The organism is Candidatus Ulvibacter alkanivorans, assembly GCF_003333325.1.
GTDB lineage: Bacteria > Bacteroidota > Bacteroidia > Flavobacteriales > Flavobacteriaceae > Ulvibacter_A > Ulvibacter_A alkanivorans.
The window spans coordinates 79,039-91,803 of sequence record NZ_QOLC01000025.1; the positions used below are offsets into that span (position 1 = coordinate 79,039).

At 42.9% G+C, this 12,765-nt stretch carries 10 protein-coding genes and 1 pseudogene; 6 read left to right on the forward strand and 5 right to left on the reverse strand.

Going from position 1 to position 12,765, the window contains the following annotated elements:
- The first annotated feature begins 46 nt into the window (after positions 1-46).
- The 6 genes from paaZ (at position 47) to DWA30_RS01635 (ending at position 8,670) form a co-directional block, all read left to right on the forward strand.
- Positions 47-2,590: a phenylacetic acid degradation bifunctional protein PaaZ gene (paaZ, locus tag DWA30_RS01605; RefSeq protein ID WP_114490787.1), complete on the forward strand. Its 2,544-nt coding sequence runs from the start codon at positions 47-49 to the stop codon at positions 2,588-2,590.
- Positions 2,591-2,628: 38 nt separating this feature from the next.
- Entirely contained in the window at positions 2,629-3,381 is a 753-nt protein-coding gene (locus DWA30_RS01610; RefSeq protein ID WP_114490788.1) for an enoyl-CoA hydratase/isomerase family protein, read from the forward strand.
- A gap of 17 nt (positions 3,382-3,398) precedes the next feature.
- Positions 3,399-3,995 carry an acyltransferase gene (locus DWA30_RS01615; protein WP_114490789.1) on the forward strand — a complete coding sequence of 199 codons (597 nt, stop codon included), beginning with the start codon at positions 3,399-3,401 and terminating at the stop codon, positions 3,993-3,995.
- 204 nt (positions 3,996-4,199) lie between these two features.
- Positions 4,200-5,501, forward strand: coding sequence for a dihydrolipoamide acetyltransferase family protein (locus tag DWA30_RS01625; protein WP_262510092.1), 1,302 nt, complete (start codon positions 4,200-4,202; stop codon positions 5,499-5,501).
- 35 nt (positions 5,502-5,536) lie between these two features.
- Positions 5,537-6,604 (forward strand): branched-chain amino acid aminotransferase, encoded by a 1,068-nt coding sequence (locus DWA30_RS01630; protein WP_114490790.1) that lies wholly within the window; start codon positions 5,537-5,539, stop codon positions 6,602-6,604.
- 8 nt (positions 6,605-6,612) lie between these two features.
- On the forward strand, positions 6,613-8,670 hold the full coding sequence (locus DWA30_RS01635) for an alpha-ketoacid dehydrogenase subunit alpha/beta (RefSeq protein ID WP_114490791.1): 2,058 nt from the start codon (positions 6,613-6,615) through the stop codon (positions 8,668-8,670).
- 35 nt (positions 8,671-8,705) lie between these two features.
- Here DWA30_RS01635 and DWA30_RS01640 read toward each other — a convergent pair whose 3' ends face one another.
- The 5 genes and pseudogenes from DWA30_RS01640 to DWA30_RS01660 form a co-directional block, all read right to left on the reverse strand.
- Positions 8,706-9,245, reverse strand: coding sequence for a DUF4136 domain-containing protein (locus tag DWA30_RS01640; RefSeq protein ID WP_114490792.1), 540 nt, complete (start codon positions 9,243-9,245; stop codon positions 8,706-8,708).
- Between the two features lie 5 nt (positions 9,246-9,250).
- The gene (hutU, locus tag DWA30_RS01645) at positions 9,251-11,263 is read right to left on the reverse strand and encodes a urocanate hydratase (RefSeq protein WP_114490793.1); all 2,013 of its coding nucleotides are present in this window, start codon (positions 11,261-11,263) and stop codon (positions 9,251-9,253) included.
- A 50-nt stretch (positions 11,264-11,313) separates the two neighbouring features.
- Complete coding sequence (locus DWA30_RS13235; RefSeq protein ID WP_168421714.1) at positions 11,314-11,484, reverse strand: C1orf53 family protein; 171 nt, start codon at positions 11,482-11,484, stop codon at positions 11,314-11,316.
- Between the two features lie 367 nt (positions 11,485-11,851).
- Positions 11,852-12,223, reverse strand: a complete 372-nt coding sequence (locus DWA30_RS01655) for a hypothetical protein (protein ID WP_136073128.1) — start codon at positions 12,221-12,223, stop codon at positions 11,852-11,854.
- A gap of 7 nt (positions 12,224-12,230) precedes the next feature.
- Positions 12,231-12,765 (reverse strand): annotated as a pseudogene (locus tag DWA30_RS01660) (hypothetical protein); the annotation flags it as partial.

The following is a 12,765-nucleotide window of genomic DNA, read 5'->3' on the forward strand; positions in this document are numbered from 1 at the left end:
TTAATTTTTTATCCGGAAATGGGATCAAAAAGTATAAAGACAACCTATGAATAAAACGCAACATTACGTACAAGGACAATGGACCGAAGGTAAAGGTGAGGGGAGTCCAATATTAGACTCTGTCACAGGAGAACATTTCACCTCGGTGACTACCGAAGGCTTGGACATTCCGGAGATACTGAATTATGGAAGAGAAAACGGCAACACGCTGCGTAAAATGACCTTTCAGGAGCGTGGTAACATGCTTAAAAGCTTAGCGCTGTACTTGACAAAACGAAAGCAACAATTTTACGACATCAGTTATCGAACCGGAGCTACTAAAATTGATAGTTGGATCGATATTGAAGGAGGCTTCGGAAACTTGTTCGCCAATGCATCACTTCGGAAACTATTTCCTAATCAATCGTATCACGTAGAAGGCGATCCTATCGATCTTTCTCGAGGGGGACGATTTATGGCCCATCATATCATGGTGCCGCGTGAAGGTGTTGCCGTTCATATCAATGCCTTTAACTTCCCGGTTTGGGGAATGCTGGAAAAATGCGCCGTCAATTGGATGGCAGGAATGCCGGCAGTAGTGCTTCCGGCCCCACAAACAGCCTACTTGACCGAAGCAGTTGTAAAAGAAATTATCTCTTCAGGAATTCTTCCTGAAGGTGCATTGCAATTAATTAGCGGAACCGCAAAATCCATACTCGATACGGTCGAGTCACAAGATGTCGTGACCTTTACAGGCTCGGCGAGCACGGGTAAAATTCTAAAAAAACATCCTAGACTCATAGAAGAATCGGTGCCATTTACGATGGAAGCCGATTCCCTTAACGCAGCGATCTTAGGCGAAGATGCAGTACCTGGCACCCCTGAGTTCGATCTGTTTATTAAGGAGGTGCGTAACGAAATGACGGTTAAATGTGGACAAAAATGTACGGCAATCCGTCGTATAATTGTTCCGGAAAAATTAGTGGAAGATGTCCAGATCGCGTTAGGCAAGCAACTAGACAAGGTCACCATTGGAGATCCGCGATTAAAAGAGGTTCGTATGGGCGCATTAGTTAGTGATGCCCAACGCCAATCGGTTAAAGAACAAATTGAAAAGATCACACAAACAGCACAGATCGTTTACGGTGATTTTGACGATGCTAAAACCGTAGGTGCCGATGCCCAAAAAGGCGCATTTGTAAAACCTATTTTGCTGCGTGAAGATGATCCTTTACATAACGAAGCAGCACATATTACAGAAGCCTTCGGACCAGTTAGTACTTTAATGCCCTACAGCACCTTAGAAGATGCAATTAAACTGTCCAAAATGGGCAAAGGGTCACTGGTAAGCTCGATCGTTACCAACGATGATACCATCGCGAAAGAATATACAGTTTCGGCTGCGACACATCACGGTAGAATACTTATTTTGAATCGTGAAAGCGCCAAACAAAGTACGGGGCACGGTTCACCCTTACCGAACTTGATCCATGGTGGTCCCGGACGCGCCGGTGGAGGTGAAGAAATGGGAGGTATGCGCGGTATAAAACATTATTTGCAACGTTGCGCCATCCAAGGATCTCCAACCACCCTAACCGAAGTAACCGGTATTTACCAACCCAAGGCAGCCTATAAAAAGACCGAGCAACATCCGTTCGCATATCATTGGGAAGACATTCAGCCGGGAATGTCATTAGAAACACACAAGCGAACGATCACAGATACCGACATTGTAAACTTCGGAAACCTAACGTGGGATCATTTCTATGCACACACCGACATCACTTCTTTGGACGGAAGCATTTTTGAAAAACGAACCGCCCATGGATATTTTATCATTTCGGCCGCTGCAGGACTGTTTGTCTATCCCAACAAAGGACCGGTTGCCGCGAACTACGGACTGGAAGAGTGTAGGTTCTTACGCCCAATTTATCACAACGATACTGTCTATGTCCGACTTACCTGTAAACAAAAGATCGATCGTGACCAACGCGGTACCGAATTACCCTCGGGGATCGTAAAATGGTATGTGGAAGTATTCGACGCCAATGTCGATGTCGACGCCCAAGGCAACCCTAAGTCGGAAGACGAGAATCCGTTGGTGGCCATTGCAACCATACTTACTATGGTTCAGAAGAAACAAACAGTGTTTACTGAGATGACTTCAAAAAACATTAAGAAATACCTCGATACGCTTTCCGAAGAAACCAAACCACGTTGGGGAACAATGACCGCACAAGGAATGATAGAACATTTGGAGTATACCTATCGTATTGCGGCGAACGAGATCCAAGATTTTGAGATCGCTACACCCGATAAGTACCTTGAAAAGACCCACGCCACACTCTACAATTATGAAAAGATGCCTAGAGATTACAATTTTCCACTTTCCGAAGCATCGAGAATGGATGAACTGAAACATCCCGATCTGGAAACAGCTAAAACTAAAATGTTGGAAGCACGTGAAGAGTATCTAAAGTATTTTAAAGAGAACCCGGACGCACGTACCAAGAACGTCGTATTTGGCGAATTAAATAAATTTGAATGGTACTTGCTAGAACGCAAACACCTTAATCATCACTTTGAGCAATTCGGTTTGCTCGATTCATAAAAACAAAATACGAATAAGCGCAACTAAGCGAAAATACTATGACAAAACCATACGTAAAACAAGACATACAACAAGGAATAGCAACCATCGAGTTCTTTCATCCTGCACACAATAGCTTGCCGGGAGATATACTTGCAAAACTGGCACAGACCATTACAGATGCGGGTACGAACGATGAAGTGAAAGTGATCGTACTAAAAAGTGGTGGAGACCGGACTTTCTGCGCAGGTGCGAGCTTTAAAGAGCTTATAAGCATCAACGATGCCGGAACAGGAAAAGTATTCTTTAGCGGCTTTGCAAACGTGATCAATGCCATGCGAAAATGTCCAAAGTTTATCATCGGTCGTATTCAAGGAAAAACCGTTGGTGGAGGCGTCGGAGTAGCTTCAGCTACCGATTATTGCATGGCGACAAAATTTGCAGCCATCAAATTAAGCGAATTGAACATTGGGATCGGACCCTTTGTGGTAGGGCCGGCCGTAGAACGAAAACTCGGACTTAGCGGAATGTCACAAATAGCCATAGATGCCAATAGCTTTTATGAGGCCGAATGGGCACGCCAAAAAGGACTTTATGCCAAGGTATTCGATTCTACCGAAGCACTCGATGAAGCAGTACAAGCATTTGCCGAGCATTTGTGTACCTACAACCCGGAAGCCATGAAAGAAATGAAAAAAGTATTTTGGAGAGGTACCGAAGACTGGGACGAATTACTAGCCGAACGCGCTGTAATTAGCGGACGCTTGGTGTTGAGCGATTTTACAAAAGAAAAATTAAAAAGATTTGAATAACAACAGCCTATCCCATCATGATCTATAGCTTTAAAGGACATATCCCGGTGGTGCACGAAAGTAGCTTTGTTCATCCGTTGGCTGCCGTGACCGGCAATGTCATCATTGGGAAAAATTGCTATGTGGGACCGGGTGCCGCCATTCGTGGCGACTGGGGAGAGATCATCCTTGAAGACGGTGTCAATGTTCAGGAAAATTGTACCGTGCATATGTTCCCGGGCAAAAGCATAGTGTTGTCCAGTGGAGCACATGTGGGACACGGCGCGATTATTCATGGGGCCAACCTGGGGCGCAATTGCCTTATTGGAATGAACAGCGTGATCATGGATGATGCCGAAATTGGTGAAGAATGCATCGTAGGAGCAATGGCCTTTGTTAAAGCCGAAACCAAGTTTGCAAAACGACAATTGATCGTGGGCAATCCGGCCAAAGCGATCAAAGAAGTTTCCGAAGAAATGGTCGCTTGGAAAACAGCCGGCACCAAATTGTACCAACAGTTGCCAACCGACTGTCACGAGAGCTTGCGAGAAGTAGAACCGCTTCGATCGCTTCCGGAAACTAGACCCGAGCAGGAATCGTTTTATGATACACTGCGCGATTTTATGAAGAAGTAATTGGGCGTTACCCGCCAATGGCGGGTCAGGCCTTCCGCTGTATCTTTTTTGGCCTTACCAAAAAAGGATGCCGCTGCAGTCCTTAACGCGGACTACAGATGAAGAAATGGAAACGAGATTGGAAAATAAAACGAATTGAAGAAATGAATCCAAGCTGGGATGATATTAGTAAGAATTGGAATTTAAACTATAACACAACAAGAAATGAGCGATGATAAGAAATCCCTGTCTACACAGGAATTTAAAATGCCGAAAATGGGGGAAAGCATTACCGAAGGTACCATCATTAATTGGTTGGTGCAAGAAGGTGAGTCTTTCGATACAGGCGATATACTCGTTGAAGTAGCAACCGATAAGGTCGATAACGAAGTTCCCGCACCTTCAGCAGGAAAACTTATTGAACATAAGGTCGCTGCCAAAGATGTTGTCCCGGTGGGAGAAGTGATCGCTATCCTAGAACTTTCCGAAGCCCCGAAAAAAACCGTTTCCAAGACCAAATCCAAAGCAACAGCACCCAAAACAAAACAAGAACAGAAAAAGAAAAAAGCCACCAAACCTACCGCAACAACATTTCAAGTAAAGGAAAATGTGTTTATATCACCGCTAATAGACAGTATAGCACGCAAACACCATGTTAGTTATGAAGAATTGGCTCGTATCCCCGGAACCGGGACGGATGGCCGACTTAGAAAAAGCGATTTGTTGCAGTATTTAGACGAGGGGAGACCGTATCAGTTTGCACAGGCGACGACCGCACCTTCCGGATTCCAAATCCCCGATCTAAAATTCGATAAAGGAAAAGGAAAAGTGGTTCCTATGGATCGAATGCGCCAAATGATCTCCGATCATATGGTGTTTTCTGCAACGACAGCACCTCATGTCACTGCTTATGTCGAAGCCGACCTAACCAATATGGTCAAGTGGCGTAATGCAAATAAAGAAGCATTTCAGAGCAAATACAACGAAAAACTAACATTTACTCCCTTATTTATCGAGGCAGTTGCGAATGCGATCACCGACTTCCCCATGATCAATTCATCCTTGGATGGCACCGATATTATTGTAAAAGAAGAGATCAATATTGGCATGGCAACCGCATTGCCTTCGGGAAATCTTATCGTGCCCGTAGTTAAAGATGCCAACAAAAAGGACTTACAGCAGTTGGCGGCAGCCACTAACGAATTGGTAGGCAAAGCCCGTGAAAATAAACTTAAAGGCGACGACACCAAAGGCAGTACTTTTACAATTAGCAATGTGGGTACCTTTGGCAGTCTTATGGGGACTCCCATTATTAATCAACCGGAGGCAGCCATCTTAGCGACCGGCATTATAAAAAAACGAGCCGAGGTCATGGAGCGTCCCGATGGTGATAGCATCGAGATACGACAAATGATGTATCTGTCCTTGTCGTTCGACCATCGTATAGTCGATGGCTATTTAGCCGGGTCGTTCTTACGACGTATTGCCGACAATATGGAACAATTTGATACCAAGCGAACCATTTAAATAAAAATAGAACACACGTAAAATACCCGATACCCATGATTGATGCGAAGCATAATATAACTGTTACCAAGACTTCAGATTCAAAAGTAAATACAATAGACTTTAATAACATTCCATTAGGTCGAGCCTTTACCGACCATATGTTTGTATGCGATTATAACAATGGGCAATGGAACAATCCACGAGTGGAGCCACTTGCCGCAATCCCCACTCACCCAGCCGCCATGGCCTTGCACTACGGTCAAGCTATATTCGAAGGCATGAAAGCAACACGAGATGAGAAGGGTGCCCCCATATTGTTTCGTCCAAAAAAGAATGCCGAACGACTTAATTTTAGTGCACAACGCATGGGAATGCCCGATTTTCCGGAAACACTTTTCGTAGAGGGGTTAAAAGAATTGGTAGATGTGGAACGAGACTGGATCCCGCCACAGGAAGGAAGTGCTTTGTATTTAAGACCCTTTATGTATGCAGACGAGCCCTTTATTGGAATGCGAGCTGCCACCAGTTATAAATTTATGATCATTGCTTCTCCGGCAGGACCGTTTTTTAGCAAACGGATAAAATTATACGCAGAGAAGAAATACATTCGCGCAGCCGAGGGGGGAACGGGCGAAGCCAAGGCAGCAGGGAATTACGCAGCAGCTATTAGACCTACAGAAATTGCAAAGGCCAAAGGGTATGATCAAGTATTGTGGTTAGACGCTTATGAACATAAGTATATTCAAGAAGTAGGGACCATGAATATCTTCTTTAAGATAGACGGAAAATTTATTACACCTAAACTGGACGGAGCTATCCTTAATGGGATTACCCGAATGAGTGTGTTGGAGCTACTTAAAGACAAGGGATACGAAGTTACCGAACGCGCCATAACTATAGACGAAATAAAAAAAGCTTCCGAAGAAGGTACCTTGGAAGAAGCATTTGGTACAGGCACAGCAGTTGGAATTGCATACATTCAAGAGATTGGATACGGTGATGAAACCATTCATGTATCTGATGAAAGTCCGGTGGGACTAGAGATCAACAATACATTAAACGATTTAAAAGCCGGGAAGATAGAAGATAAATTCAACTGGTTATTGAAAGTGAAAAATTAAAAAGTAGGATGAAAGGAATAATGAAAGAAGCGTATAAAAAAGCATTTTCGAACCTCTGCACGGCAAAGGCGATGACCGAGTTGTACGAAGCCAATTTTAAATTGGTCTCAAAATACGTTCATGCTACCTCGAGAGGGCACGAAGTTATCCAGACCGCTGTTGGAATGCAATTGCTTCCCCAGGATTATATGTTTCCCTACTATCGCGATGACTCGATGCTATTAGCTATAGGAATGGAACCTAGAGACCTTATGTTACAAGTACTCGCGAAAGGCGATGATCCTTTTTCGGGAGGACGCACCTATTATTCGCATCCAAGCTTAAAAGAAGACGATAAACCAAAGATCCCACACCAGAGTAGTGCTACCGGGATGCAGGCAATTCCTGCCACAGGAGTAGCGATGGGGATGTGGTATAAAGAAACTGAAAACTTGAACGATCTAGATATAGATCAACCCATTGTGGTTTGCTCCCTAGGAGATGCTTCAGTTACCGAAGGAGAGATCGCAGAGGCATTTCAAATGGCTGCGTTAAAACAACTGCCAATCTTGTATCTGGTGCAGGACAACGGTTGGGATATTTCTGCTAACGAAGCAGAGACCCGCGCACAAAATGCAGCCGAATATGCGGCAGGATTTCACGGTCTGGAAGCAATTTCTATTGACGGAACCGATTTTGAAGAGAGTTATTCGACCATAGAAAAGGTGATAGCCACTATTAGAACTGAGAGGCGTCCATTTTTGGTGCATGCGAAAGTTCCACTTTTAAACCATCACACCTCTGGTGTACGTATGGAATTTTATCGCGATGATCTGGAAGAAGCCAGAAGCCGAGATCCATACCCTAAGATGAAACAACTCTTGAGCGAACAAGGTTTTACCGAAAAAGAGCTTGAAGCGATCGAAGCAAAAGCGATCAATAAAGTAAACGCAGATTTTGAAAGTGCTCAAAAAGCAGAAGACCCAAAACCGGAAGACCTATTTACACACGATTTTGCACCAACACCTATTACAGAAGAGCAGGGCGAACGTTCTCCCGAAGGAGGCGAGAAGGTGGTCATGGTAGATTGTGCACTTTTTGCGATCGAAGAATTGATGGCAAAGCACAAAGAATGTTTATTATACGGCCAGGATGTTGGAGGCCGATTGGGAGGTGTTTTTAGAGAAGCAGCCACCTTGGCACAAAAATTTGGAGACAATCGTGTTTTTAATACGCCTATTCAAGAGGCCTTTATTGTTGGATCCACCGTGGGTATGAGTGCCGTAGGGCTAAAGCCCATTGTTGAGGTTCAGTTTGCCGACTATATTTGGCCGGGTCTCAACCAGTTATTTACTGAAGTGAGTAGAAGTAATTACTTATCGAACGGAAAATGGCCGGTCTCGATGATTTTACGAGTTCCTATAGGTGCCTACGGAAGTGGAGGTCCTTATCATTCGTCTTCGGTGGAAAGCGTGGTAACCAACATTCGTGGACTTAAGATCGCTTACCCGAGCAATGGTGCCGATCTAAAAGGGTTAATGAAAGCAGCGTATTACGATCCGAACCCTGTAGTTATTTTTGAGCATAAAGGTTTATATTGGAGCAAGGTAAAAGGCACAAAAGGCGCTACTTCCTTAGAACCTGCAGAAGATTACGTGCTGCCATTTGGAAAGGCATGGGTGCTTCAGGAAATCTGGAAGCAAGAGGAAGAAGAGACTGTTTCAATTATAACCTATGGGATGGGGGTGCATTGGGCGATGAATGCTTCCGAAGCATTAGGTCTTACAAACACCATAGAGATAGTCGACCTTCGTACGTTACATCCATTAGATTATGACACCGTGCTCAAGTCGGTTAAAAAATGTGGGAAATGTCTGGTGGTGACCGAGGAACCTTCAGAAAATAGTTTTTCAAGAGCCTTACAAGGTCGTATTCAAGAGGAATGTTTTCAAGAATTAGATGCTCCGGTCATGATCATAGGCAGTGAAAACATGCCTGCTATTCCATTGAACTCGGTGTTGGAAGAGACCATGATCCCTTCCGTAGAAAAAGTAAAAAATAAAATAATAGAACTAATTAATTATTAAAAAAACCCCTCATTTTGAGGGGTTTTTTATTGTCCTTACTTTTTCATTGCTCCCGGAGGATATTCTGCTAATATTTCTCGGACGATTTCTTGAATTCGTTCTTCACGTGCTTCAACATCACTGCCAGTGATGAGTCTTGCACTTCCAATTCCTTGCCACACCAATTCGTTTGTATTTGCATCGATAAGATCGATATAAAGGCTTCCTTCGGTAGATCGCGATACGGTGTTACCATAAAAACCTCCATACCACCAAGGATTCCATCCCCAGCCATAACCAAATGCATTGTTGTATACATCGATGCGCTCACGTTCTTTGGTAAAAATACTTACCATAAGATCTGGTGAATTTGATTTGTTCAAGCCTTTGGCCGAAAGTTCGGCATCGATGGCTCTAAGGATTCGTTTTTTATCTAAATCTGAAATTTCTGCTTTGTCAACGCCGGGCTTATAAAAAGCAAAGGAGTTGTACGAATTAAAATCTACTTTTCGGTCGTAATCGGTAGCAACACGAACGGTACTACACGAAGCAAAGACAAAAAGCAGCAGTAAGGGTAAAAATTTAAAAGCTTTCATAGGGTTTACGTGTTTTTTAATAAATCATCATCAACGAAATTTGGAAGCGTAACTTTAAGTTGTGGATTATGTTTCATAGCCCTTTTGATTGCAAAAATAGCTTCATCATTTCGCGCCCAACTGCGGCGTGCTATTCCGTTATTTACATCCCAGAATAACATAGATTCTAAGCGTCGTTGGGCATCACTAGTACCATCAAGAACCATACCGAAACCACCGTTGATAACTTCTCCCCAGCCTACGCCACCACCGTTATGAATGCTAACCCATGTAGCGCCTCTAAAACTATCTCCTATAACATTCTGAATGGCCATATCGGCTGTAAATCGACTTCCATCGTAGATGTTTGAAGTTTCACGATAAGGAGAATCGGTGCCGGATACATCATGGTGGTCGCGCCCAAGAATGACCGAACCTATTTTTCCTTCAGCAATCGCTTTATTGAAGGCAGATGCAATTTGAACCCTGCCGTCACTGTCTGCATACAAGATTCGAGCTTGTGAACCAACAACCAATTTATTCTGTTGGGCTCCCTTGATCCATTGTATATTATCGGCCATTTGTTGTTGGATCTCTTCCGGAGCTGTCTGTTTTAATTTTTCAAGGACCTCACAGGCAATAGCATCGGTTTTTTCAAGATCTTCTGCTTTACCTGAAGCACATACCCACCTAAAAGGCCCGAAACCATAATCAAAACACATTGGTCCCATAATATCTTGTACATAAGAAGGGTATCTGAACTCCGATTTAGATTTTGATGTATCTGAATTAGTATCGTCTGTGGTCATTATAGCAGCTCCAGCTCTAGAAGCTTCCAAAAGAAAAGCGTTTCCGTAATCAAAGAAATAAGTGCCTTTCTGCGTATGCTTATTTATAGCCGCTACTTGTCGGCGTAGACTTTCTTGTACTTTCTTTTTAAAGGTCTCAGGGTCGTTCGCCATTAGTTCATTCGCTTCGGCGTAACGTAATCCCGCCGGATAATAACCGCCTGCCCAAGGATTGTGCAACGAAGTTTGATCGCTTCCAAGGTCAATATGTACCTCTTCCTCAGCAAAACGTTCCCAAACATCGACTACGTTGCCATCGTAAGCGATCGATACTGCTTCTTTGTTAGCTACGGCCTTTTTAACACGATCCACCAATTCGCTTAGGTCACTTATTACCTCATCTACCCAGCCTTGTTCATGCCGTGTTTGGGTTGCTTTTTTATTGACCTCGGCACATACGGTAACGCAACCTGCTATATTCCCCGCTTTTGGCTGTGCACCACTCATGCCGCCTAGGCCAGAAGTAACGAACAATCCACCGGAAGGCGATTTACCTATTTTTCGGAATCCATTTAAGACTGTGATAGTGGTCCCATGTACAATGCCTTGAGGACCAATATACATATAACTACCGGCAGTCATTTGGCCGTACTGTGTAACTCCAAGTGCATTGAATTTTTCCCAATCATCGGGTTGTGAGTAATTAGGAATCATCATACCGTTGGTAACTACGACTCTTGGTGCATCGGGATGTGAAGGGAATAGTCCCATTGGGTGTCCCGAATACATGACCAAGGTTTGTTCGTTGGTCATTTCAGAAAGGTACTGCATCGTTAATCGATATTGTGCCCAGTTTTGAAAAACTGCCCCATTACCACCATAGGTTATAAGCTCGTGTGGGTGCTGTGCTACAGCATGATCTAAATTATTTTGGATCATTAACATGATCGCTTTGGCCTGGTTACAGCGTCCGGGGTATTCGGAAAGGGGACGCGCTACAATTTTGTGAGTAGGTCGAAGGCGGTACATATAAATACGACCGTATGCTTCCAATTCCTTTTTGAATTCAGGAAGCAATAAAGCATGATGTTGTGCATTAAAATAGCGCAACGCATTTTGCAAGGCCAAGGTTGTCTCTTCTTCGGAAAGAATCTTTTTACGCTTGGGGGCGTGGTTTATTGAAGTGTCGTAGACGGGAGCCTCTGGCAATTGGTCGGGTATACCTGCACATATTTCTTCTTGAAAGGTCATACAATATTAGTTGTTTATGATTCTAGATACGGATCTCCTAGCGTATGAGATTATTTTTTTTGATTGGTTTTTTTGTTGAATCCGTAGGGACAATGGCGACAACCACTTTCGCAACAATAGCCTCGTTTTAAATGATACTGTGCCGTAAAGCACTTATAGCCTTCTGGAGTTAAATAAAAGTCACCTTCTTCTATCTCTATTTTTTTCTTCGGAAACAGCATAGTACAAAAATAGAAATAGTTATGCTTTTTATTATCTTCAAGCAGTGATTGTTTTAGCCCATCGATTTTTTTTCAGAAAAGGTTTTCTAGCCATAGCCTTATGGCCCTTTATTTTTATTAAACACAAGCATTTAAAAGAGGATGCGGTGTTTATAAATCACGAAAGAATTCATCTGCGACAACAAATCGAGCTGCTTGTGGTCTTCTTTTATGTTTGGTATGTACTAGAATTTTTCTTTAGATGGTTGCAATACAAGCATCGTTATAAAGCGTATAGAAATATAAGTTTTGAACGGGAAGCCTATAAAAATGAAAAAGATTTGTACTATTTTAAGAAACGAACTTTTTGGAAGTTTCTGGACTATTTTTAATGGTCTATCGTCGTTTGTATCGAGTCGGAAACCTTTTTATTTTTCAAGTTTAAGTGAGCTTGGCGAAGACCGGTAGGTAAGTTGAATTTCCGAGTTTTTTCCGAAGCATTCATAACAAAATAACTTGTGTTGTCAATAGAACTATCGATAACTTCTCGTTTTGCAAGTACGATTTCTTTTTTTAGGAATGTTTGATCTGAGGAAGAATTTGTTGTTTTAGCTGGGACGAAAACGGGTGTCATCTCCTTAGAAATTTCTTTTTGCTTTTTTAGTACTATGGAAGCTGAGGCTAATGAATCCTGATTTGTTTGACCAATAGCGAATGAACAAATTAAGAACACGCCTACTATAAGGGCTAATTGTTTCATGCTTGTTTTAATATAAGGCAACATAAGAAAACTGTAGATTCATTAAATTTCCACCTGTGTCATTAATAATATGGAATCGAATATTTCCGGTTTGAGCTTCAGCAAAGGTTGTAAAACTATAGCCATACGCCGGTCCGGAGGGTAAATTTGGATAGGTAACATAAATTGTCGAGGATGTAGTTACATTCGTATCGGCAACGTCGATCGTAAGATACGTAGCATTAGCAATATTAAATGGGCCAACAAAATACTTACCAATTGAAGTGATTTGAGAAGTATTTAAAAACCCGGGCCCCCATGATGGAGGTGCGCTTGTTCCTTTGGATACCAAAATTTTATCAACGCCCCCGGCTTGGTTCCCCGGCATCAATGCGCCATCGATTCGAACATTTCCGTTTACGTGAAGGGTTTCCGTCGGGCTTGTAGTGTTTATTCCTACCTGGGCATGTGCTTCAGAAAGAAAAAAACAGGCAAAGATGAAAATGAAGACCGCCGTTTTTCGTGAGATTACAGTTTTCATAATTGGCAACAATTTATTATGA